The organism is Haloarcula sp. Atlit-120R, assembly GCF_003665885.1.
Classification (GTDB): Archaea; Halobacteriota; Halobacteria; order Halobacteriales; family Haloarculaceae; genus Haloarcula; species Haloarcula taiwanensis.
Window position 1 is genome coordinate 489151 of the sequence record NZ_QPLN01000003.1, and the last position, 24475, is coordinate 513625.

Annotated in this window: 19 protein-coding genes; 9 read left to right on the plus strand and 10 right to left on the minus strand. The window is 61.6% G+C overall.

Going from position 1 to position 24475, the window contains the following annotated elements; genetic code table 11:
• The first annotated feature begins 141 nt into the window (after nt 1-141).
• Complete coding sequence (locus DVK01_RS14175; protein WP_121537221.1) at nt 142-1563, plus strand: FAD-dependent oxidoreductase; 1422 nt, start codon at nt 142-144, stop codon at nt 1561-1563.
• An 18-nt stretch (nt 1564-1581) separates the two neighbouring features.
• Here DVK01_RS14175 and DVK01_RS14180 read toward each other — a convergent pair whose 3' ends face one another.
• The 3 genes from DVK01_RS14180 to DVK01_RS14190 all read right to left on the minus strand — a co-directional run bounded on the left by DVK01_RS14180 (nt 1582) and on the right by DVK01_RS14190 (nt 5781).
• A complete protein-coding gene (locus DVK01_RS14180; protein WP_121537223.1) occupies nt 1582-4167 on the minus strand; it encodes a calcium-translocating P-type ATPase, PMCA-type in 2586 nt (861 codons plus the stop codon).
• 149 nt (nt 4168-4316) lie between these two features.
• Nucleotides 4317-4751 (minus strand): pyridoxamine 5'-phosphate oxidase family protein, encoded by a 435-nt coding sequence (locus DVK01_RS14185; RefSeq protein ID WP_101351587.1) that lies wholly within the window; start codon nt 4749-4751, stop codon nt 4317-4319.
• A 127-nt stretch (nt 4752-4878) separates the two neighbouring features.
• Nucleotides 4879-5781 carry a universal stress protein gene (locus tag DVK01_RS14190; RefSeq protein ID WP_121537225.1) on the minus strand — a complete coding sequence of 301 codons (903 nt, stop codon included), beginning with the start codon at nt 5779-5781 and terminating at the stop codon, nt 4879-4881.
• A gap of 280 nt (nt 5782-6061) precedes the next feature.
• Here DVK01_RS14190 and DVK01_RS14195 point away from each other — a divergent pair, with 280 nt between their 5' ends.
• The 5 genes from DVK01_RS14195 (at nt 6062) to DVK01_RS14215 (ending at nt 8603) form a co-directional block, all read left to right on the plus strand.
• Complete coding sequence (locus DVK01_RS14195) at nt 6062-6541, plus strand: pyridoxamine 5'-phosphate oxidase family protein (protein ID WP_101351589.1); 480 nt, start codon at nt 6062-6064, stop codon at nt 6539-6541.
• A gap of 158 nt (nt 6542-6699) precedes the next feature.
• Nucleotides 6700-6924: a universal stress protein gene (locus DVK01_RS14200; protein ID WP_232794593.1), complete on the plus strand. Its 225-nt coding sequence runs from the start codon at nt 6700-6702 to the stop codon at nt 6922-6924.
• Between the two features lie 135 nt (nt 6925-7059).
• Entirely contained in the window at nt 7060-7380 is a 321-nt protein-coding gene (locus DVK01_RS14205) for a hypothetical protein (protein WP_101351590.1), read from the plus strand.
• A 58-nt stretch (nt 7381-7438) separates the two neighbouring features.
• Complete coding sequence (locus DVK01_RS14210; RefSeq protein WP_101351591.1) at nt 7439-8005, plus strand: nitrous oxide reductase accessory protein NosL; 567 nt, start codon at nt 7439-7441, stop codon at nt 8003-8005.
• 70 nt (nt 8006-8075) lie between these two features.
• On the plus strand, nt 8076-8603 hold the full coding sequence (locus tag DVK01_RS14215) for a helix-turn-helix domain-containing protein (protein ID WP_121537227.1): 528 nt from the start codon (nt 8076-8078) through the stop codon (nt 8601-8603).
• 2 nt (nt 8604-8605) lie between these two features.
• On the opposite strand, the gene DVK01_RS14220 is transcribed toward DVK01_RS14215, so the two are convergent.
• From DVK01_RS14220 to DVK01_RS14230, 3 genes are read right to left on the minus strand one after another with little or no spacing between them, the layout of a single operon-like run.
• The gene (locus tag DVK01_RS14220; protein ID WP_101351593.1) at nt 8606-9418 is read right to left on the minus strand and encodes an ABC transporter permease; all 813 of its coding nucleotides are present in this window, start codon (nt 9416-9418) and stop codon (nt 8606-8608) included.
• Nucleotides 9415-10140, minus strand: a complete 726-nt coding sequence (locus DVK01_RS14225) for an ABC transporter ATP-binding protein (protein WP_101351594.1) — start codon at nt 10138-10140, stop codon at nt 9415-9417. The genes DVK01_RS14220 and DVK01_RS14225 overlap by 4 nt, the downstream gene beginning before the upstream one ends.
• Nucleotides 10137-12050, minus strand: a complete 1914-nt coding sequence (locus tag DVK01_RS14230) for a NosD domain-containing protein (protein WP_121537229.1) — start codon at nt 12048-12050, stop codon at nt 10137-10139. Before DVK01_RS14230 ends, DVK01_RS14225 begins: the two co-directional genes overlap by 4 nt.
• A 201-nt stretch (nt 12051-12251) precedes the next feature.
• On the opposite strand from DVK01_RS14230, the gene fdhF reads away from it, so the two are divergent.
• Nucleotides 12252-14303, plus strand: coding sequence for a formate dehydrogenase subunit alpha (gene fdhF, locus DVK01_RS14235; protein ID WP_121537231.1), 2052 nt, complete (start codon nt 12252-12254; stop codon nt 14301-14303).
• Nucleotides 14304-14458: 155 nt separating this feature from the next.
• Entirely contained in the window at nt 14459-14737 is a 279-nt protein-coding gene (locus DVK01_RS14240) for a hypothetical protein (protein ID WP_101351597.1), read from the plus strand.
• A 120-nt stretch (nt 14738-14857) separates the two neighbouring features.
• Here the strand turns inward: DVK01_RS14240 and DVK01_RS14245 are convergent, their stop codons facing one another.
• Together DVK01_RS14245 and DVK01_RS14250 are read right to left on the minus strand one after the other, a co-directional pair.
• On the minus strand, nt 14858-15967 hold the full coding sequence (locus DVK01_RS14245) for a guanosine monophosphate reductase (RefSeq protein WP_101351598.1): 1110 nt from the start codon (nt 15965-15967) through the stop codon (nt 14858-14860).
• Nucleotides 15968-16857: 890 nt separating this feature from the next.
• A complete protein-coding gene (locus DVK01_RS14250) occupies nt 16858-18804 on the minus strand; it encodes an ATP-binding protein (RefSeq protein ID WP_101351922.1) in 1947 nt (648 codons plus the stop codon).
• A gap of 221 nt (nt 18805-19025) precedes the next feature.
• Between DVK01_RS14250 and DVK01_RS14255 the strand changes: the two genes are divergently transcribed.
• Nucleotides 19026-22925, plus strand: a complete 3900-nt coding sequence (locus tag DVK01_RS14255; protein WP_121537233.1) for a PAS domain-containing protein — start codon at nt 19026-19028, stop codon at nt 22923-22925.
• Nucleotides 22926-22998: 73 nt separating this feature from the next.
• On the opposite strand, the gene gdhB is transcribed toward DVK01_RS14255, so the two are convergent.
• Complete coding sequence (gdhB, locus tag DVK01_RS14260) at nt 22999-24288, minus strand: glutamate dehydrogenase GdhB (RefSeq protein ID WP_121537235.1); 1290 nt, start codon at nt 24286-24288, stop codon at nt 22999-23001.
• Nucleotides 24289-24290: 2 nt separating this feature from the next.
• Complete coding sequence (locus tag DVK01_RS14265; protein ID WP_121513159.1) at nt 24291-24434, minus strand: rubrerythrin-like domain-containing protein; 144 nt, start codon at nt 24432-24434, stop codon at nt 24291-24293.
• Nucleotides 24435-24475 lie beyond the last annotated feature (41 nt).

Here is a 24475-nt window from a genome sequence, read left to right on the forward strand (position 1 = left end):
GAATCGAAGGCCGTCCGTGTCTTTCACGGGAACCACCGGACAGCCAATTCGAATCCGCTCCGGACACAAGTATTCACAGTGGTCTCTGCAGTTACCCATTTCTCACTCAACACTAAGTACTGCAGCGACGCAACGGACTGTATGACAGACCCGTTCGTAGTCATCGGTGGCGACGCAGCCGGGCTAAGCGCCGCGAGCAAGTTCGCCCGTGAGGCACCGGACCGTGGCGTGATTGTCTTCGAGAAGGGTGAGTGGGTGTCCTACGCCCACTGCGGGACGCCGTACTACGTGAAGGGAACTGTCGAGCGGCTGACTGACCTCCTCTCGCTGTCGCCCGAGCAGGCGGCCGAACGAGGTATCGACCTTCGCCGGAACCACGAGGTCGTCAGCGTCGATACCGATGCCGAGACGGTCACCGTCGCGCACGACGGCGAGACGTTCGACCAGCCATACGGCGACCTGCTCGTCGCGACAGGTGCACACGCCGTGACTGGACCGATCGCAGGGGCGGACCTCGACGGCGCGTTCACGATGCACGGGCTGGACTCGGCCGCCGCAGTCCGCGCCGCGCTGTCCGGACCTGACGACGACGCCGTCGACACGAGTATCGAATACGTCGATACGGCGCTCGTCAAAAAGTATACCGACTGGGAGCCACCCGAGCGCGTCGCCATCGTCGGCGGCGGCTACGTCGGCGTGGAGATGGCCGAGGCGTTCCGCGCCCACGACGTGGAGACGCACCTCTTCCAGCGGTCGGGCCACCTCCTGCCGCCGTTCGGGGAAGCAGTGGGCGAGCGCGTTGCCGACCACCTCCGGGAGCAGGGCGTGACGCTGCATCTGAACACCGCTGTAGACGAACTCGTCGGCGACGAAAACGGGCGTGTTGCGTCAGTCGCTCACGACAGCGGCACCACCGATATGGGCCTCGCACTGGTCGGTATCGGCATCCGGCCGAACACCGCACTCGTCACAGACACACCGGTTGAACTGGGTGGTTCCGGGGCGATAGCGGTCGACGAGTACGGGGCGACGAACGTCGATGGCGTCTACGCCGCCGGGGACTGCGCCGAGGACCGCCACGCCGTGACCGATGCGCCCGACTGGGTTCCGCTCGGACTGACTGCGAACCGGGCCGGTCGCGCAATCGGGCAGACCGTCGCTGGTGACCCCTCCCTCGTCGGCGATATCGCCGGGACAGCCGTCGTGAAGGCGTTCGACCTCGAATGCGGGCGCGTCGGCCTCCTCGACCACGAAGAGGCCAGCACTGCCGGGTTCGACCCGGTATCGAAAACAGTCACCGCCGGCTCCCGGTCAGGGTACTACCCCGGCGGCGACGACACCGACGTGACATTGGTCGCAGACCGGAAGAGCGGTCGCCTGCTGGGCGGTGCAATCGTCGGCGAAGACCGTGCGGCGATACGTATCGACACGCTCGCGACGGCCATCGAGGCTGATATGACTGTCGACGAACTGGAACGACTTGACCTGGCGTACGCGCCGCCGTTCAGCCCCGTCTGGGACCCGGTGCTGGTCGCCGCGAAGGTGCTCAACGGACACCTCTAGGGGCCACGGCTCAGAGCGTTACAGACGCTTCACGCCGCTGGCGACAGCGAGGTACAGCGGCAAGGCGAGCAAGAGAGCCCCACCGATCAACCCCCAGTCGGCGAAGCCGAGCGGGACCGTCCCGAAGTAGGTGTTGAGAGGAGTGTACAGGACGGCGAGCTGCAGGAGTACCGACCCACAAACGGCGGAGGCCAGCCACCGGTTCGACAGTTGCGGTGTCTCCCGGAGCCAGCGAATCACGTGCAGTTTCTCGAATTCGAGGAAGACGAACCCGGTGAACACCATCGTCATCGCGTAGGGCGTGACTGTGGGTGCGCCTGCAAGCGTGACCAGTAGCAGCCCGAGCATTACGGCTGTCGAAATGACTCCTGTGCCCCCGATGAGTGCGAGCATCTCGCGGTCGATGATGCCCCGGTCCGGGTCTCTGGGCGGCCGCTGCATCACGTCGCCGCTTTTCGGGTCGGCCCCAAGCGCGAGCGCTGGCAGTCCGTCAGTCAGGAGATTAATCCACAGCAATTGTACCGCCGGCAAGACGAGGTAGCCAAAGAGCGAGGCGAGAAAGACGATAGCCACTTCTGCCACATTGGCACTCAGCAGGTACCCGACGAACTTCCAGACGTTGTCGAAGATCGCCCGTCCGCGCTCGATTGCCCGCTCGATTGTCGCGTAGTTATCGTCCAGCAGGATAACATCGCTGGCCTGTTTGGCCACGTCAGTTCCGCGGACGCCCATTGCGACGCCGATATCGGCGTTTTTCAGCGCCGGTGCGTCGTTGACCCCGTCGCCAGTCATTGCGACGGTATGGCCGTTCGCCTGTAACGCTTGCAGAATCCGTACTTTGTGCTCAGGAGACGTGCGTGCGAACACGTCCACAGACTCGACACGCTCACGGAGCGCTGCCTCGGAGCAATCCTCGACGTCGCGGCCGTCCATCACGCGCTCGCCGATCCCGAGTTTGCCGGCGATGGCCGCGGCGGTCCGGACGTTGTCCCCGGTCACCATCTTCACGCCGACGCCGGCACGCTCAGTCGCCGCAATCGCGTCGGCGACCTCTCCACGGGCCGGGTCGATCATGCCGAGCAGCCCGGCGAAGATCAGGTCGTCGCTGATATCGTCGGCCCGCCCGGTTGTGTCATCGCGTTCGACCACGTCGGCGTCCGCTGAGTACGCCACGGCGAGCACCCTGAGCGCGTCGTCAGCGAACGCTCTGACTTGCCCCCTGATCTGCTCGGCGCTGTCGGCCGTTAGGTCCGCCGGTCCAGTGTCGGTGAGGACACGGGCGCACTTCGAGAGGATGACTTCGGGTGCGCCTTTGACGTAGACCGTGTCATCGTGCACAGTGCCCATCCACTTGCGCTCCGAGGAGAACGGTATCTCGTCTGTTCTCGGGTTCGCTTCACGGAGACGTTCGACGTTGATGCCGGACTCATCAGCCGCCATGACGATGGCCTGCTCCGTCGGGTCGCCCTCCTCAAGAGTCGCATCGCTACACAGTGTCCCTGCACGCAGCACTTTGGCAACGCGGTCCGGCAAGGATTCCCCGTCTATCTCGCCAGTGTCGACAACGGCGTTGTTGACCCAGATCCGACTAACTGACATTCGCCCCTCGGTCAGCGTCCCGGTCTTGTCCGTACAGATGACATCGACGGAGCCCAGCGCCTCGACGGCGGGCAAGCGCCGCACGAGCGCGTTCTCGTCGGCCATTTTCCGGACACCGAGGGCCAGCGTTAGCGTCACCACCGCTGGAAGGCCTTCCGGAACCGCAGCCACCGCGAGTGATATCGCGGTGAGTGCCGCCTGAACCAGTTCGGTCCCCTGGAGGACGAGAAGAGGGACAACGAGCGCAGCAAGAGCTATCACACCGATACCAAGTGTCCGCCCGAGTGCGTCGAGTTCAGTCTGGAGTGGTGTGTCGGTTTCCTCCGTGCCCGCGAGCTTGCGGGCGATGGACCCGACCTCAGTGTTCATCCCGGTTGTCGTGATGACGGCGACAGCCGAACCGCGCGTGACGTTCGTCCCCTTGTACACCATCGGTTCGCGCTCCGCAAGCGGTGTATCGGTTCCGACCGGCTCAGTTCCCTTCGCGACCGGCGTGCTCTCACCAGTGAGCGCTGCTTCGTCTACTTCCAAGGACTGACAGTCAATCAGCCGACCGTCGGCTGGAACGACGTCACCGCTCTCCAGTTCGATAACGTCACCCGGGACGAGTTCGGTCGCGTCGACCTCGACAGATTTGCCGTCGCGCCTGACTGTCGCGGTTGGAGCGGTCAGTTCTCGCAAGGATTCGAGCGTTCCCTCTGCACGGTAGTCCTGGACGAAGCCGAACAGACCGTTCCCGACTACAATCACGGCTATCAGGACTGCGTCGACAGCGTGTCCCGCCCACACGGACAGTATCGCGGCCGCAACGAGAACCCAGATAAGGCCGCTATCGAACTGTGCAACAGCGATATCGAGTGGTGTCCGTTTGCTGCCCTGCGTGATTTCGTTCTCGCCGTGTCTGTCGCGCCGAGAGCGGGCTTCCGACGCCGATAGCCCGGCAGACTCGCTGTCGAGTCCGGAAAGAACGTCGGCAGTCGGTTGCGTGTGGGCAGCTTCGGACATGGACGGCAGATCTACCGCTGTGTTGATATGAGTTTACCTCCGTAGTACGGCAGTGCTTCTTTGAGACGCTGGTTTCGACGGGGAATGGACGCATCAATTGTATGATATCCATACTCGCACTCGCCGGTACTGCTGAGAGCCGTCTCGTGTTAGAGTTCGGTTCGTCCCGTCAGGTCATCCGGCACGAGGCGGTAAAATTCGAATGTCACCTCGCGGAGCGGGCGTTCGAAGATGTCGACCAGCGGAATGTCGACGTGTTCGAGTCCCGCTAGCGTGTCCGTCTCAATTCCCTCCCGTTCGACATCTTCAAGTCGACCGCTGGCGGCCACACTCTGCCACCCAGTCTCTGTCTCGCGATAGGTCACGAACGTCGCCGAGCGGTCGCTGAGTTCGCCCTTCGACTTCTCAGCGCCGACAGCCAGCCGGAAATAGAAGGTAGTAGTCGGCGCGTCGTACCCGTATGATACCGGAACCGAGTGTGGCGGTGCGTCGCCGGCAGCCAGCGAGAGGACGCCCGTCCCCCCGTTGCCCAGAAGCGCGTCCCGTTCCTCGTCCGTCATCGTAATCGGGTTGTCCGCGGACATAGTTACTGTCACAACAGGAACAGCAATAAGTGCACGGTCGAGCCGCATCTGACTGCTGGCTCGCTGGGGACATGGCCGAAGCCGTAGGCAGTCAGGCGCTGGCAGACAGAAACGCGTGACGCTGTTTTCAGGCTTTGTCGCCACGCTGGTCTCGGGCATTGACTGCCAGCACAGGCATGTCAGCGTGTCTGATGACCCGTTCTGTCGTGCTTCCCATGAGGAACCGATTGAGCCCAGTCCGGCCGGCCGTCCCCATCGCAATCAGATCGACATCGTTCTCCTCAGCGTAATCGAGAATATCTGCCGCCGGGAATCCATCGACGACCTGCGTGACAGCGTCCACGCCGGACTCGCGTGCTTGCGCTGCAATCCGCTCGGTCACCTTCTTACCTTGTGATTCCAGAGTATCGATCAAGTCTTTCGGCAGCGTGTATTCCGAACCGGTCGCCACGTCGCCGAGGTTGACGACGTTCAGAACGTGAACGCGAGAATCGAACTGCGCTGCAATCTCGCATGCCGGTTCGACAGCAGCCGTTGCAGACGTGCTTCCGTCCGTCGGGATGAGAATGTCGTCGTAGGAGTCGGTCTCGCGACTCTGTTCGGTTGCGCGGACGGTAAAAACGGGGACATCAGCCTGCCGGACGACGCTCTCTGTCACGCTTCCGGCGAGATATCGCCCGACACCGGTACGACCGTGCGTTCCCATCGCAATCAGGTCGATATCGTGGTCGTCGCGGTATGCGCAAATCTCGTCGACAGGATTGCCCGTGCGGATAGTCGTCTGTATCGCTCCAGCGGCGTCCACCGCGTCTGTGATGGCCGTGACTGCTGCGTCGGCGTCGGCCCTCATGCGGTCGCGTGTCTCGTCGTCGAGTTCACCACTGCTGAATGGTCCGCCCGCCGTTCGCGTATCGATGACAGCCATGACGTGCAGAGTCCCGCTGAACGCACGCGCAAGCGCTGCCCCGTGTTCAGCGGCCCGGGTTGCGTGCTCGCTGCCGTCGGTCGGAACCAGGATTGAATCGAACATTGCTGCGTTTACAGCTCGTTGCTGTCAGTCAATAAACTGCAGTCGTGGTTCTCACGTTATTAGAAATCCGGTAGGTGGGTGTGGCACCCAACTGTTTTACCGGGATTATCACGAGTTCTCGGCGGGATGTGTCCCGGGAATATAACGAGTACCGGGTCCGTTCGGAGATGGCGCAGTATCTGTGCCACACAGCAGGCGGCCTCTCCCTGAGGAGCGCGCTCTACTTTTTTTACCGTGGGGTCACATTCAGGATACGTAACTGGATGATCAGACGCGAGCTATGACAATCGATGAATTAGAGGCGTACGGACTTGAGCGGATGGACGACGAGGAGATACAGGAGTTCCTCGCCACACACTCAACCGGCGTCCTCGGGCTTCCGACAACAGATGTTCCGTATCTGCTGCCGCTCTCGTACGGCTTCGACGATGGGGCGTGTCTCTATTTCACGTACCTGCTGGGCGAGTCAAGTCAGAAAGCGGACCTAACTGAGCGGGCCGGCCGCGGCCGGTTTCTCGTTTACGAGATTGACACCGCGTTTGAGTGGCAGAGCGTGATGCTTGCCGGGGATATCAACAGTGTCCCAGAAGACGAGTGGGCAGAGATTACGGCGATGACACAAAACGCCTGGCGACCCAACACGCTCCAGACGGCCACCACGTCCGGCGGAGTCGCGCTTTACGAATTCGAGATAACGGATCTCACCGGAATCAAGCAGACCGGACTGGCTCCCGACTTTCGGGAGAACATCGAACCGTGACTGTCGGTTGCTCGTGGTACAACCGGACGACATTACTGAAATGACGATACTCCTGCGCCAGTAGAAGCTGGCAGATTCCGCTGTTGGCGGGCGCTACGTGTAATAAGGTGCAACTAAGTGAGGATTGTAAGTAGATTGAAATAGGATGGGAGCCTGCGCTGGCAGAAGTCGCCGAGAGAGGCGACGCCGTTGACGTCGAGGTCACCACTCGATGCTGTCACGGGAACCCGTACCTGGAAATTATCAGCTATACAGACGAGGTCGACGCCGATCTGGTCGTGCTCGGCTACCACGGCCATTCTCACAGCAAAGGCAACCAGATCGGCAGTGTGACAGACCGGGTTGTCCAGAACGCGGGGCGGCCAGTGCTGGTGGCTACCTGAGAGGGCGACAGATCCGTTCGAACAGGGGTTCGCCGGTGGAGGTGTGTCTGAGTACATCCGTCTGTGATTCAGCGGCGGCAGCGACGGCGACCGAAACCGATTCCAGTGCTACTGTTCGAAACAGACTATTGAGAGATGCTCCAACCGACGGCTGACTGGATCGGTCCCGGTCAATCCGCAGTGTTGATCGCCGTACTAGGCCTCGCTACACTCGGAACGGTGGCGCTGTTTGTCGTCGCAGCGGTCAGTACACGCCGGCGCCGGTCACGCCCGTACGTGCTGTTGACCGTCGCTATCGGGTTACTGGTCGTGCGGTCCGTGGTCGGTATCGGGACCGTTCTCGGTGTCGTCCCGATGGTCGTACACCACCTCACTGAGCACGGGTTCGACTTCCTGATCGCGCTGCTGGTACTGAGTGCGATCTATTCGGTCGCACCGCCGAGCGTCCCCGACTGACCGGCGTTTCGACGGTCGCACCATGAACCATTTGGTGTCGTTCAGTGTACTACCTCGTATGTCCAAACACACAACAGGGTTCACACGGCGATGCTTCTTGGCCGGGGCTGGGACTGTGGCCGTCGTCTCGCTTTCGGGGTGTCTGGGAACCAGTGAGGAGATGGACCCGGTCAGCATCGAAAGCGGCCAGAACTGTGACCAGTGTGGAATGGTTATCGACCAGCACCCGGGGCCAGCCGGCCAAACGTACTATCAGAACAATTCGCCCGAGGGCCACGACCCGCCGGCACGGTTCTGCAGTACGACCTGCACGTATCGCCACCGATTCGCCAAAGAACAATCGGGGTGGACGCCCGCGGAAACGTTCCTCACCGACTACAGTACACGCGACTACGAGACCCAGACCGACGGGGGCAAGACAATTATCTCTCGCCATCTGGGGCGAGAAGCCTTCGCTTCGACGGAACGCCTCACTGTCGTCGCGAACTCCGAGGTAGAGGGTGCGATGGGGACCGCTATCGTTCCGTTTAGCGACAGCGGGGACGCCGAGTCGTTTGCCGAAGAACACGGCGGTCAGACGCTCCCCGCAGAGGAGATATCGCGGGAACTAGTCGGCGGAATGTAGGCGAGTTCCCACGCGGTGAGAACGTTCGATACCCTGTTGTTTCGGTGGATAGAACGCTGTCTTGAAGACAATGTCCACGGTTACTGAGCAAGTGCGTTCCCACGTCGAGTCCAAACCGGGAGTTCATTTCAACGCGCTTGCAGCAGATCTCGATATCGCGACTGGCCAGGCACAGTATCACCTGCGGAAACTGCGCCGTGCCGGCGATATCGTCGCCGAAGAGATTCAGGGTAAAACGCACTATTACAGCCGGGAGTACGACCCCTGGGAGCGGCGTGTACTCGCCTTTGCCCGGCGGGAGACTGCGCGGACGATTCTCTTGCATCTTCTGGAAGCGGAGTCCCTGTCAGCAGACGAACTGACCGACCGGCTGGGCGTCGCCCGGAGTACGGTTTCCTGGCACGTTTCGGCACTGGCCGACGCAGAGATACTCGAGAAGTCGTACGGTGACCGGGGTCGTGTCGTCGTGACCCTGACTGACCCGAACGAGACACAGCGGCTGCTTGCGGCGGTTCGTCCGTCGCTTGCAGATCGTCTTATCGACCGGTTCACGCGGCTGGTCGACGAAGGGCTCGCGGCCGCGGCAGACGACGGCTGAACTCAGGCCGCATCCGTCGCGAGCATCGCCCCCACAAACGTGAGTCCCCACCAGAACAGCAGCGAAAGGGAGGCGACCCACGTCGGGACGAACGCCGACCGGCCCGGAACAGCGACGTACAGGACCTGATCGAACACGAGTCCGCGGTAGGCTCCCGCCGGGGTCATGGCGAGCGCGCCGCCGAGGGTGTCCGTGGTAACACCGGTGTCAAGCGCTGCGAATACCGCCAGATCACTTCCGACAGTGAGGACGAGCAGCCCGGCGAGTGCGAGCACAAGCGCCCGGCCCCGGCTGCCGGCGAGCGCTGACAGCAGGAACGCGATAGTCAGCGAGGAGAGCGCATACAGGACGGTCAGCGCGATAAACCGGATGAACAGGAACGGTGAGTCGACGCCGCGATGGCTCGCAAACACCGTCGTCTCCGGTCCTGCAGTCGTCGCCACGTTGATGCCCAGCGCCAGCAACGGACCGACGACAATAGTGAGCAACAGCAGGGCGCGGCCCGCGTACACTCCGCCGACGTACGCCCACGTCGACAGCGGATAGGTGTCGAGGATGTCGAGTTCGCCCCGGACGGCGGGGTCAGCAATCGCGCGATAGCCGACGGCAAAGGCAAGCGTCGGCACGAGTACTTCGACGGCGACGAGCGTATCAACGACGGTTGGAACGTAGCCGCCGGCTGGGCCACCGCCGGCGTGGGCGAGGCCGAACAGAACAACCCCCGTGACCACACCGAGGGCGATATATGTGCGTGTCCTGACTGCGCTCCGGACCTCTCGGACGAAGACCGTCCAGAAGCGACCGCCCGCTGTCATGGCTTCTCTCCCCCCGGCGCAGCGATAGTGGTTCTGTCCTGTTCGAGAAGCGCTGTAAACGTCTCGTGGAGCGGCCCGCCGGTCTGTTCCCGCAGAGATGCAACCGACCCGGTTCGGACAAGGCGACCGGACTCGAGCACAACCAGTCGGTCAGCCGTTTCCTCGACGAGTGGCAGTTCGTGCGAGCACAGAACCACGGCGCGACCGGCGTCGGCAATCGATTCGACGATGTCGAATATCAGACGGCTCATCGCCGGGTCGAGCCCGCTCGCTGGCTCGTCGAGCATCACAATCGGCGGGTCGCCGGCCAGTGCCTGCGCGATTCCCAGCAGGCGCGTCATTCCCCCGGAGAGTCCTGAGACGGGGCGGCTGGCCACTTCTTCGAGGCCGACACGTTCAAGCAGTCGGTCCGGATCGTCGTCGACGAGGTCCGCGTAGAATCCGGCCGTCTCCCGGACGCTGAACCCCGGCCGGAAGGTCGGCCGCTGTGGCAGGTAGCCCAGTTGCCGTTCGGCGTCAGGCCCGCTGTACGAGACGGTGCCGCTTGTGGGTCGCTCGACGCCCAGAAGCATGCGCAGGAGCGTCGTTTTCCCGGACCCGTTCGGACCGATGAATCCGGTGACGGCGTTGGACGGGATGTCGAGTGATACTTCTGAGACGGCCGTCACATCACCGTACGATTTCGTGACATCCGACGCCGTGAGGTACGTCTCGCCGGTCATGCTGGGTCCTCCGTGGCTGTCTCGTTTCGAAGTCGCCTGACGGTCTCGGGATTCGCAGGGTCCGACAGAGGTGCCCTGTCGACGATGCTTCCCCGGCGAAAGCCGGGTGTGGTGCCGCGAAGCGCTCGGAGACCCCGGACGCTCGGGGCCGACCTGAGGGCGATGGCGGCGTCAGTCTGATGGAGCCGACGGTCGACGGAATCGGTGGGTGAGTAGGACTGGGCCAGCACCGGGCCAGTTTTGCCAGTGAGGTCGTACGCGCCGCTCCAGTAGTTCCCTCTGCCGTCGTGTGTGTACACGCGTAGCGGCCCCGGCCCGGAGACGGCGTGGCGGTCGTTTGCGATGAAATCGTTCTCGGTGACGATGTTCGACGGGACGACTGTCGACGCTCTCACACCGATGTCGTTCCCGTACAGGACGTTGTGCTCGTACAGGGACTGGTCGGCGTTGGTCGACATCGCCTGCGTAGTGTCGACCACCACGTTGTGCGCAATATAGCTCCGGGAGCCGGCTAACATGACGCCACTCCCGGAGTGGCGCACGTCGTTCCCGACGATGGCGTTCGCCACGGGGTTCGTCATGACGACGACACCAGCGTACTCCTGTCCCCGGGCGACGTTGTCGGCAACGAGCGACCGGGAGGTGTACATCAGGTGGACGCCGAAGCGGTTGTCCCGGAAGGTGTTGTTCCGGATGACGGTCCCGTCGGCCCGGTGGAGATACACGCCGTCACGCCCGCCGTTGAACACCGAGTCCTGCACGACAATCGGCCCATGCATCCCGATAACGCCCATAAACCCGTCCTGCCAGTCTGCCGTCCCGTTGACCGTGACGTTCTCGACGACCGAGCCGGATGCCTGTCGCAGAACGACGCCGCTTGCGGGCGTCTCGGCGGTGAGATTCGCGACGTACAGTCCTGAAACGTTGCGACCGGTCACGGCGGCGTCGCTGTTGCCGTAGGCGGTCGTGACGGTCGCGTCCCAGGCGCTGTCGTTGGCCGTCGCTGGGTCGCCGACTGTCCTGTTGCCGACGCCGACGATTTCGAACCCGGTGACGCCGACCCGGTCGGCGGTCACTGTCACGACAGTACCGTTCCCACCACCGTCGAGCGTCGCTCCGGAACCGCGGAGCGTGAGTGGTTTGTCTATCGTCACCTGCTCGTTGTACGTCCCGGTCGGGACAACGACCGTCGTGTTCGGCGGGGCCGCATCGACGGCCGCCTGCACCGTTGGGGCATCGGTTCCGACTTCGACAGAGACAGGTCGGTCTCGACGCTGTCGTGTTGCCTGTACGATTGCGTTCGCATCGTTTCGCCGCGGACCGACCTGTTTTCGGACTGCCGCCGCCTGCTGGAGGTCGAACGAGTGTGTCTTGAGGGCCTCCCAGTCGACGATTCGACCGCCACAGCTATCGGTGAACGCTTCGGCGTCGTCCCGGTCGGCGAACGGCACAACTGCCGACCCGGACGGGACCCGCGCCGACCCGTCGACGACGTAGTAGGCCTGATTAGCTTCGACCCAGTCCGGCGGCGTTGCGGTCCGGAGCGAGCCGTCGTCACCGCACCTGACTGGCCGGTCACTGTAGTCAGAAACGTACACCGCAAGTGGATAGCCGAACTGCTGCTCGTGCCCCGGTTCCGTGAGCGCGGTCACAGCCTGATCGATGCCGACGTAGCCGACAACGTAGCGGTACTGTGAGTAGAAGACTTGCGCCCGCGGAACGCTGATGCTCCGATTCCGGGCGATCTGTTCGTCGGCCATCGTGATCCCACGCTGGACAGTGTTATCAAACGGGACTGGTTCAGGACGGGCGCTGGTTGTATCGACGGCAAACGACATCGCAACGATCAGTGTGCCAAGAACTACCGCAAGGAGCGCGACGAGTTGCACAGTCGACAGGGCTAGTCGCATCTGCCGGTACTACGAGTGAGGCCCCATTACAGTATGTGGTGTGGCTCTCGAAACTGGCAGCGCACCCGCACACGGTCACCCACACCAGACCGGAGCACAGTTCTAGGGCGTTCAAGTGGCGTCGTTTTGCTACCCTGATAAAATCGCCTACGTTTTACCGGTCGGCTACTTGTAGCTGCACTCCCATTACTCAGCGTAGAAATGGGCACCGACCAGAACCGAAATCCCCGGGCCGAGCAGACAGTCTGTCCGTACTGCGGCGTCGGCTGTACGATACAGTACGCGGACAACGGAAAGGCGACCGGCACAGCGGGGCCAGTGAACACGAAAGGAGAGATCTGTCCGAAGGGTGGAGCCGCGTACGACGTGGTCGAACACGGGGACCGACTGACCGAGCCACTCGTCCGTGAGAACGGGCAGTTCGCCACTGCGCCCTGGGAAACCGCCATGGCTCGCGTGGCCGACCGGCTCAATGGCATCGTCGACCAGCACGGGCCGGACGCCGTCGAGTTCTTCGCGTCCTCGAACTGCACGAACGAGGAAAACTACGTCTTTCAGAAGATTGCGCGGATGCTCGGCACCAACAACGTCGACAACTGCGCTCGCCTCTGTCATTCGTCGACGGTCGCCGCGATGAGCGAGCGGTTCGGTGCCGGAGCGATGACGAACACGCTCGATGACCTCGCGGAAACCGACTGTCTGCTCGTCACCGGCGCGAATCCGGCCGAACAGCACCCCGTCATTTTCCGGTCGTATTTCCTGCCGGCGATTCGGAACGGGGCCACGCTCATCCATATCGACCCGCGCGAGACGGACACGACCGATGCCGCCGACATCCACCTCGATGTTCGCCCCGGATACGATATCGAACTCCTCAATTCGATGGCGAAAGTCGTTCTCGACGAGGACCTCGTCGACGAGTCCTTTGTCGAGGAACGTACAACCGGCTATTCAGACTTGACGGCACATCTCGACAACGTCGACGTCGGATCGGGTGCCGACGTAGCCGGCGTCGACCCGGAAACCGTTCGGGAGGCAGCCCGAGCATACGCCGAGGCCGATACAGCGGCAATCGTCACCGGGATGGGAATGAGCCAGCACACGTGCGGGACCGACAACGTCCACGCGCTGTTGAACCTCGCGCTGTTGACCGGCAACGTCGGTCGCCCGGGCACGGGTGTGAACCCCCTCCGTGGCCAGAACAACGTCCAGGGGGCCGGCGACGTTGGCGCGCTTCCCAGCGTGCTCCCCGGCTACGAACCCGTTACGGACCCGGATGCTCGACAGCGTGTCGCCGACGAGTGGGGTGTCGAGCCGCCGAGCGAACCCGGCCTGACGGAGACGACTGCGACACATCAGTTCGGCGACGCGGTCAAGGCTGCGGTGGTGTTCGGCGAGAACCCGGCCGTCACGGAACCGAACGCCAGTTCTGTCAGGGCCGGCTTTGACGACCTCGATTTCTGCGTCGTCATCGACCTTTTCGAGACAGCGACCGTCGACCACGCCGATGTCGTGCTGCCGGGAAGCAGCTGGGCGGAGAAAGCGGGGACCGTGACCAACACGGACCGGCGGGTGATGCGGATGCGGCCGAACGCCGATCTGCCCGGAAACGCCCGTCGGGACCTCGATATCCTCACAGACCTCGGTCATCGGTTGGTCGACCAGCCAGACGCGTTCGACTACGACGGGCCTGAAGCGGTGTTCGAGGAGCTAACGCGGGTCACTCCGCTGTACGCCGGTATGAGTTACGACGGCATCGGTGAGGGCTACCAGCGCTGGCCGTTCCCGGCAGAGGCCGATTCCGGAACCGACGTGCTCCACACGGAGACGTTCGCCTCGGGCGAACAAACGGCGCCGCTACGCCCAGTCTCGCCGACACCGCCAGCCGATGCCGTCTCCGGGGACCAGCTCGTGCTCACGACGGGACGCGCGCTCCAGCACTTCAACAGCGGCGCGCTCACTCGCCGGTCGGAGACACTCATGCGAATGCGCGGAGAGGACGTGCTCGAAATCCATCCAGACGACGCTGCCGCTCGCGGTATCGAGGACGGCGATGCTGTCGTCGTGGAGAACGGCCGGGGCAGCGTGACAGTGTCGGCGGCTGTGACGGCGGCCATTCGGCCCGGTGTCGTATTCTGCACGTTCCACTATCTGGACCCGCTCGCAAACGCCCTAACCGGTGACTCGCTCGACCCGGTCGCCGAGATTCCCGAGTACAAGCATTCGGCGGTGACGGTACGGAAGGCAGGGTAGCAGAGCCGGCGGGGGACTGGGCGTGCAGGTGGCCGGTTCGAACGGCTTGCGGAGCGTGGTCGATGCGCTCTAGACACCGATAAAACAGTTTCTACGTTTCTCAATGGAGTGGATTAGTCGCAATAGTAATTCCTGTCGGACGCGTAGATGAATGTATGTTGGATAGTCGAAAAAGTCGTAAGCTCAGTGCAGCAGTCGTCCTCTTCCAGGGGGTCGTGACTGCGCTCTTCCCGCAGATAAGTGTCAAGTTCATCAAATCCATGATCGGAAAGAACTTCGACAATGCGTCGGAGTTGCAGGTGAAGCCAGCGTATCGCCGGCAGTTGCGCGCAGTCGGCGTTGGTATGGTTGCCGCAGCCGGTACGGATCTCCTGTTGCAGAGCGCTGGAGAGACAGACGACGACCTGCCCGCGGCTGACGGGGACGGCGAATAGCGAAGGCAACAACATCGCCGGAACTCCAGTCTCCCAACTCCTTCATCAGCGAGAGTGGCGCGGACCGGTGGGGTTGAAGTTCATCACGCGGGCACCTTTCTCGAACACACTGAAGCCGGCTCAGTCGTCGCTGTCGACTGTCGCCTCGGTGCCGGCGGTACGGACCTGTGTGGCTTCACTCTCCACGTTAACGCCTTCCCAGTCGTGGTCCGTGTGGTACCCCTCGCGTTCTTTCGCGCTCTGGGCGACACGGATGAACTCCGCCTTATCACGGGCCGTAGCGATGGTCTGTCCGCCACAGTAGGAGAGTCCGGAGCGAATGCCGGCACAGAATTCCTCAGCCACAGCAGCGACCGAGCCTTTGTACGGAGTCAGTGCTTCGACTCCCTCGTCAGCGCTGACGTTGTTCTGTTTGTCGTCACGGTCTTCGGCCGCGGCGGTGGTCGCCATCCCCCGCGACCGCTTGTACTGCGTCCCGTCGACTTCGACGATCGCACCGGGAGCCTCCTCCGTGCCGGCAAAGAGGCTGCCGAGCATCACGGTATCGGCACCGGCCATGAGGGCTTTCACCGCATCACCAGACGTGCGAATCCCGCCATCCGCACAGAGGGTGATGTCAAGATCCGCAGCGGCTGTGGCGCAGTCATCGACAGCGGTCAGCTGTGGGACGCCGGCACCCGCGACCTTCCGGGTGGTACAGTGTGACCCCGGTCCGATGCCGACTTTGACACAGTCGGCTCCGGCGGCGGCAAGGTCTTCAACACCTGCGGGCGTCGCAACGTTGCCGGCGATGAGGTCAGTGTCGGGAAACTCGTCAGCGAGCGTCTCGACGGCATCAAGCGCCCGCTCAAGATGACCATGGGCTACGTCGACGACGAGCGCATCAACGCCGGCCGCAATGACGGCCGCGCTCCGCGCCACGTAATCCTCATTTATACCGACGGCAGCACCGACCCGTTCGTCCGCGGTCTTCACTTGCGTGACCTGTTCGGCCTGTTCGTCCGGCGTCAAGAAGCGATGCAACACCCCAAACCCGCCTGAACGCGAAAGCTCGATTGCCAGTGCTGCCTCTGTGACAGTGTCCATCGCGGCCGAGACGAGCGGCGTGTCTAGTTCAACGGTTGGAGTAAGGGGCGTCGAGAGGTCGATGTCGCTCCGACTGTCGACCGGTGATCGCTTCGGGACGAGAAGAACGTCGCCATAACTCAATCCAGTACGTAACTCGTTCATGCCCCGCTGCCAGTGTACCGCCTAGAACAAAAGTAGGTCGGATTGGAGAGTTCCCCCGGAAACGTGAGTGGCCGAAACAGAGGTTGCGCTCCAGCAAGGAAGCGGATGACGGGTGGCGGTGGGCACCGTGTGTGCCACCCACTGCAGTCAGAGGCACGATCGGGTTCTGAATCCGAGGCATGGGGTGAAACGCGTGGGCTCAAAGTACGAAGAAGCCCAGAGCGGGAGCCAGAACCCGTGTTTACGTAAGCCGCCGTTGGTCATATCTTTTGTGGTAAGCCTTAACACAGTGGCAGGTCTGCACAATCCAGTCAGCACCGGAACGCGCAGCTCTGCCGATCACACGAACGAATGGTACGTTGCTGTGGGGTGGGAGAGGTGGGTGCAACGCACCATCGGAAGTCGTCGAAACTGACGATGGGGTCCGGCCCGGGCAATCGTGTGGGAAAAGCCAGCGCGATTGGACAGGCTCAGAACCCATCTAGCTCCGCTACCAGTATATATAAAATGCTTGCGGGATCCGTTCGCTGTCTGTTGGTTTGACCGCAAGTCGCACAGTTCTCACGGGCGTTACTCCCGTCCGGTCGCGTCAGCAATACACCCGAATGCTACCAGCGACGGAATGGTGGGCAGCCGGGGGGAGTGTGCACCGCACCATTCACGGTCGTCATCCACGACGACGGGTTCTGGGCCCGGGCCGTTTGCTGAGGGTGCCCGGATTCAGTGGGGGAGAGGTGGCGCGGGAACCAGAACCCTATTAGAGATAATAGGGTTACTTGGGAATAACGACTGTGACGTTTTAGTTCATTTTATTGGCTCTGTGGTTACTGAGCGTCCGCAATCGCAGCATGGGCAGTCGCGATGAGCGCGCACCCGCTTGTCAGCCGGGGTTATTCCACGGCTTCGAGACCTGTAATCTCGAATCGTGTCCCACCCATCGAGCTCTCAGTTGCGTGAATCTCCCAGCCATGAGCGTCAACGACTCGTTTGACGATGTTGAGACCCAGACCAGTCCCCGATTCGGAAGTCGAGTAGCCGGCCTCGAACACTTTTTCCCGGTCCTCGTCGGGGATGCCTGGACCGTCGTCTTCGATGTAGAATCCGTTGGCGTCTCCGAAAATCTCGCCGACTACCACAGTAACGTCTAGACCTGCGTGATCAATCGTGTTCCGGAACAGGTTTTCGAGCAGGTGCCGGAGTTGGTCGGGGTCAGCTTTTATCACTGGCTGTGCATCGGCCCCACAATCACAGTACAGCTCGGCCTCGTCTGCAGGGTCAGAGACAAGCTTCCACGCAGCCGCAGCGACTGCGTCGATTGCGACAGGTTCCAGTGACCCGATCTCTTGTTGCTCCCGCGCGAGCCAGAGGAGGTCCTCGACAATGCGTTCCATCCGATCAGTCGCGGTCTCGATCACATCGAGATGATCGCTCGACTGTTCGGCTTGAACGAGTCCAAGCCGACCCTGTATGACGTTGAGCGGGTTCCGCAGGTCGTGGCTGACAGTTGCGGCAAACTGCTCCAGCTGTTCTTTTTGATCCTGCAGTTCCCGTTCACGCCTCGTACGTTCGGCTATGTTTCGACCGGTGCCGACAAGCCCTATCATGGTACCGTCGGCGTCAGTTAGTCGGTCAGCAGTGAACTCGTAGGGAACGCGGTTCCCCTCTGCGGTACGGAAATCCGCTTCGATGGTCGAGTGCCCCGTTGTGAGCGCCTCCTCAATCGCCTTAGAGACTGCCTCCCGTTCCTCTTCCGGAAAAAGACTGCGTACGTCAAGATCCGTCATCTCTTCGTCGGTGCACCCGGCCAGCTTTTCGAAGTGTTCGTTACAGCGCTGGACGTTGCCTTCGGAATCAAGCACGTAGAATATATCGGCAAGTGAATCGAGCGCCTGATCGATAAAAGTCCGTTCTGTCCGGAGTTCGTTTCGGATCTTTAGCGAGTGTATGGCGTGCGAGATGCTGTTCCCGAGTTCGGTGAGTAGCTCCTGTTCGTCCTCTGCGAAAGCGAACGGACGGGATGAATAGACGCACAGAAGGCCATAAAGCGTGTCATTGTATTCTAGCGGAACCGCAGCACTGCTCCGATAGTCGCGGTCGAGTGCTTCCTCTCGCCAGACCTCGAACGCCGGGTCAGCCTGAATGTTCTGCGACGTAGCAATGCGTCGGTGCTGGACGGCCCTGCCCGCGGGGCCCTGTCCGGTCGGAGAGTCGTCCGCCGTGACAACAATCGTATCGAGATACTCGTCTTCGACGCCGGCCCAGGCCTGTGGCTCGATTCGGTCTGTCTCAGGATTGGGCTCGCCGATCCAAGCAAAACGGTAGGGTTCAGAGTCGCTAATAATCTCACAGACACGCGTTTTGATCTCCGAGAGCGAACTCGCCCGGATGAGAGCCTGGTCGATACTGCTTACGAGAGCGCGAACCCGTTCAAGTTCAGCAGCGCGCTGATTGGTGCGGTACTGGTCGACGGCGTTTTCGATACGATTTGCGAGGAGTTCGTATCGTTCCGTGCCGTGCCCTTTCCGCAGATAGTCGGTTGCACCGGCGGCAATAGCATCGCTGGCGACCGCTTCGCTCCCCTCTCCGGTAAAAAGAATAAACGGGAGATCAGGGTACTCCGTACGGACAGTTTCGAGGAGTTCGATGCCGTCCGTCTCGGGCATCCGGTAATCGCTGACAATACAGTCAATAGACCGCGTCGCGAGTCTGTCGAGCCCTTCAGCAGCACTCGTCGCAGGGACGACAGTGAGTTTATCTGATTGCTGTGTGAGTATTTCTGATGCCACATCTAAAAAGTCCGGTTCATCATCGATATGAAGCACAGCGATACTCGACATCTCTGACACGATACCGACTGTACCGAACTTCGGAGGATAAAGTTGCTGACCCGAGTATCAGAACCTATACTCTAATCTTGGACGTGGTATGTGTCAAGAGCGGAAATTTTCAGCACCGAATCACCTGACACCCGTGATTTCTGATTTCGGCGGGTCGTAATAGTATCACAGATAAAAACCGGGGCACTCGACTGATAAAAGCCCACTACGTAGTAGCTCCAATGGCCTACATAGGTGACAGGACTCCCGATTCCATTCAGGTTCTGTATGTAAACAACGATGGTGAGTTTGCTGAGCTAACACAGACGAAACTCGCACATCTCTCATCGGATTTTGACATGACAGCTGTCGGGACTGTGGAGGCTGCTCTCGACTCGCTCGAAACATCGACTATCGATTGTGTGGTCACCTCGTATTCACTGCCGGACGGGACGGGAATCGACCTCCTGAATCGGCTCCAGGCTGGCGAGTACGAACTACCGACGATTCTATTTACCGGCCGCGGGAGCGAGCGAATTGCGAGCGAAGCGACACAGGCGGGTGTTTCCGACTACATTCCGATCCGCGCGGGCCAGAACAGTTTCGAGGTGCTCGCGGGCCGCATCCAGACGCTCACCGATGCCGCTCGCAAACAGGCGGCCGCCGAGCGGCTATCCGACCGCTTCCAACGAACCTTAGAGCGGGCGACTGACGGGATTTATGCCGTCGACAGCCAATGGCGAATCGAATACGTAAACGAGAAGATGGCTAACCGGGTCGGCCGCGACCCCAAGGCTATCGTCGGTACGGTCATCTGGGAAGAGTTCCCCTCGGTAGTTGGGACGGGACTCGAAGACAAATACCGAACGGCAATGGAAACCGGTGACCCGGTGTCGTTCGAACAGTACCTTGGCGAACCCTTTGAGTACTGGGTCGAAGTGCGGGTATTCCCGGACGATGACGGGCTCACCGTCTTTTCACGTGAAACGACGGCCGAGCGGGAGCGCGAACTGGAACTGGAGCGCAGTGAAGCGATCCTCGAAACCATCCACGACGCCGTGTTCGTCCTGAACGATGAGGGGACGATCGAATTCGCGAACGCGGCGTCGAAACGGCTGATTGCCGGGGAACGGGCAACGCAGGTCGCGGGGCAGCAGTTAGAGACAGTCGTGGGTGACCGCGTTTCCACGTCTGATGCGGAGCAGTTTACATCTGCGGTCCGCTCGACGCTCAATGACATAGAGGGCGACGGTGGCGTCACGGGGTTGTACGACGCGGACTTACAGCTTGATATCACGACCGGTGGCAATAAACGCACACTTGATGTCCGAGTGACACCGTTCCAGAGCAACAAGAGCAGTCAAGCGCTTGTCGTTGCTCGGGACATCACGGAACAGAGCGAACCCAAGCGACAGTTGGAGCGAGAGCGCGACGCGCTCCGGGAACTCCAGAATATCATGGCAAGCAGCGATGTCTCAGCCGAAACACGCCTTCACGAACTTCTCGAACTGGGGTGTCAAACGCTCGGTCTCGACATCGGCATCGTCTCACACATTCAGGGGGATGAGTACACGGTCACGGCAGTGCACGCGCCGACTGCCGAAATCGAATCCGGGGATCAGTTCGATATCGGATCGACGTACTGCGAAGAAGTCGTGGGCACAGATTCCCTCTGTTCGTTTACCGATGCGGTGGCCGACGGGAGAGAAACCCACCCAGCATATCGTGAGTTCGAGTTAGAATCGTACATCGGCGTCCCATTGGTCGTTGACGGGAGTCGGTACGGGACGGTCAATTTTTCGAGTCCCACAACGCGGGTCGCTCCCTTTGGAGCGCTCGAGCGGACGTTCGTGAAGCTACTCTCAGAGCTCGTGAGCGCCGAAATATCGCGTAGACAAGACCGGGCGGAGCTCCAGCGACAGGAGTTCCTGTTCGAACGAGTGCAAGCCATCGCTGATATCGGTGTCTGGGAGTACTACCCGTCTACAGGCGACCTCGACTGGTCCGCTGGAGTGCGTCGGATTCACGGGGTCGACGACGATTACGAACCGATTATCGACGACGCTATCGAGTTCTACCATCCTGAGGACAGGGGGACGATTACGAAGGCCGTCGAGCGGGCAATCGAGGCCCGGGAGTCGTACGATCTCGATCTCCGAATCGTTCGGACAGACGGTGAGGTACGCGATGTTCGGGCATGGGGGGAGCGCGTCGACGGTTCGCAGGACAACGAGCCCGTGCTTCGGGGTGTTTTCCAGGATATCACCGAGCGAAGAGCCGAGGAGCGCGCGCACCGAGAGCTTGCAGAGGAATACGAGGCACTGCTCAACACCTCCGGTGACGCCATATTCATGCTCGATGTCGAGACAGCCGGTGACGAGCCAGCGTTCGAGTTTGCGCGACTCAGCCCCGGCTACGAGTCGCAGACGGGACTCACGACCGAGGACGTTCGAGGGCAAACACCGCGGCAGGTCTTCGGTGCCGAACGCGGTGCTGAGCTCGCAGCGAACTACACTCGCTGTGTCGAACAGCGTGCGCCAATCTCGTATCGTGAGGAGCTGGACATCGCTGACGACGCACGGTTCTGGGACACGAGCCTCGCGCCGGTTATTGTGGGTGACGAGATCGTCCGGATCGTCGGCATCGCCCGCAACGTGACTGAGCAGGTCGAGCGGGAACGCAAACTCGAAGCGACGAACCAGCGACTGGAGTCACTCATCGAGGCGACGCCGCTCACTGTCATGGAAATCGACACGGACGGGACGGTCATCCGCTGGAATGATGGAGCCGAGAATATGTTCGGCTGGTCGAGCGAAGAGGTACTTGGCGAATTCAATCCGATGGTCCCAGACGAGCACCAGGCTGAGTTCGCCTCTCACCGGGAGCGCGTATTGAGCGGCGAGCCGATTCGGGGCAAGGAGGTACGACGGAAGACGAAAGCCGGTGAGGAACTAGATCTGCTCCTGTCGGCTGCCCCAATCACTGCTCCCGACGGAGAGATAGCGAGCATACTGGCCGTGTTAGAGGACATCACTGAGCAGAAACAGTTAGAGGCGAAACTCCGGTCGCTGCAGGAAACAGCACAGCGGCTCAGTGGCGCACGGTCGAATGACGAGATCGGAGACATCGCGATCGAGGCTGCCGTCGAGATTCTCGGGTTCGAACTCACCGGTATCTGGGAGTACGCCGACCGGACCGACGAGCTTGTTCCGCTGTCGGCGAGTGCAGCCACGAGGGATCGGTTCGGTGAGCTGCCACGTGTGCAGTCCGATTCGGCGTTTGTCTGGGAGGCGTTCCAGGCCTCAGAAGTGCGTCGATACGATGACATCCAGTCCGTGACATCGTTCGGCGAAACCGGCACGGCTCTCAGAAGCGGTCTGTTCGTTCCGCTGGGCGAGTTTGGGCTTATCGGCGTCGGAACGACACAGGAACAGACGTTCTCTGATACAGACGTGGATCTGTTCCAGATACTGGGTGCGACTGTCGAGGCGGCATTCACCCGTGCAAGCCGCGAGGCCGAACTCCAGCGGCAGAACGAACGGCTCGATGAGTTCGCCAGTGTCGTCGCCCACGACCTCCGGAATCCGCTATCCATCGCCATCGGGTTTCTCGACATCGTCGAGGAGACAGGCGACCTCAGTCACGTAGACCGGATCGAGGCGGCACATGATCGCATGGAGCGGCTGATCGACGACCTCCTGACGCTATCGCGCGGTGAGACCACAGTTACGGATGCGAAACAGATCGACCTCAAGGCTGTGACGACGGAGGCCTGGGGATACGTCGACACCGCTGAAGCGACGCTGACGGTTGCTGACACGGTCCCGACAGTGGCTGGTGACGCCGGGCGGTTGACGCAGCTATTCGAGAACCTCTTCAGAAACGCTACCGAGCACGGCGGAGACACCGTCACCGTCACTGTCGGGCAGTTAGACGGCGGCGACGGGTTTTACGTCGAAGACGACGGTGACGGGATTCCTCCGGAGAAGCGTGAGGAGGTGCTAGAACACGGCGTCACGTCTACCAAAGGGGGTACTGGCTTCGGACTCTCAATCGTCGAAGACATCGCCAATGCGCACGGCTGGAGCGTCCGTGTGACAGACGGCGCTGCTGGCGGGGCGCGGTTCGAGTTCTGCTACTGAGAGAAGCACAGTAGCGACTTCTCGGCGCTGGGACGCAGGCGTGGAACCCGTTCCGGGACCGGCAGAAACAGAACTACGGCCAGAGCCCGCGCGCTTCGTGGGCCTCAGCGATGCGTGAAAGGGCGACGATGTATGCCGCATCACGCCACGTGATGTCGCGCTTTTCGAACTCCGTCCGAACGGCGTCCCAGGCCGCTCGCATCTCTTCGTCGAGTTCATCGTTTACGCGCTCAAGCGACCATGACCGACGGTTGATGTCCTGTAGCCACTCGAAGTAGCTCACCGTGACGCCGCCAGCGTTCGCCAGAATATCCGGAATCACGACGACATCGCGGTCAGCGAGAATTGAGTCAGCAGTGGACGTAGTCGGCCCGTTCGCCCCCTCAACGACGAAATCCGCGGCGATGTCGTCCGCGTTCGCCTCGGTGATGACGTTGCCGAGTGCTGCCGGAATGAGAACGTCGACGTCCAGCGTCAGCAGTTCGTCGTTCGAAATCACGGTGTCGGCGTACTCGGTGACCGCTTCCGGTTCCTCGTCGTGTGACGGGACTGTCGCGGTATCGATTCCGCCGGGGTCGTACATCGCCCCGTTCACGTCGCTGATCGCGACGACAGTCGCACCCTGTTCGTCGAGTAACCGTGCTGCGTTCGCACCGACGCTGCCGTAACCCTGTACCGCAACAGTGGTGTCCGACAGTGGCTGGTCGTAGTACTCACAGACCTGCTGTGTGATAATCGCGACGCTCCGGCCGGGCGCGTCTTCACGCCCCTTGCTCCCACCGACGATAGGCGGCTTGCCGGTGACGACGCCCGGTATCGTCTCGCCCTCTTGCATGGAGTAAGCGTCCATTAGCCAGGCCATCGTCTGTGGGTCCGTTCCCATGTCCGGGGCTGGTATGTCTCGGTTCGGACCGATGACCTCGCGGAGTTCCTGTGCGAACCGGCGGGTGAGCCGTTCTTTCTCGTCTCGGCTCAGCGTTTTCGGATTGACCGCGATACCGCCTTTCGCGCCGCCGAAGGGGAGGTCCATCACCGCGCACTTCCAGGTCATCCAGATCCCGAGTCCGACGCACTCATCCCTCGTCACGTCGGGATGATAGCGGAGGCCACCTTTGTACGGCCCTCGGACGCTATCGTGCTGTGCTCGAAACCCGGTGAACACTTCCACCGTGCCATCGTCCCGCTCAATCGGGACGGTGACCTCGTGGACGTTTTTCGGGTGGTTCAGCCGTTCGACGATGTTCGGGTCGATATCGAGGTGGTCCGCGGCTTTGTGGAGCTGCAGCCGGGCTGTTTCGAGCGCCGTTTCCGACCCTGACGACGACTCACCCGACGGAGAGGCGGAGGTCAGTTCCGGTCCCATCGTTATTCCAGCGGTGTCAGTCGGTTGCGCATTTCGCCGCCGCAGTCCCGACAGTTCTCCGGTTGGCTCTCTGCAGTGATGACTGTGCCACACGCAAAGCACTCGTACGGTGTCTTCTCGTCGTGGTCTTGCTCTACATCTCTCATGTGTATTCACGAGTGACTGTGTCCGACCGCCAGCACTCGAC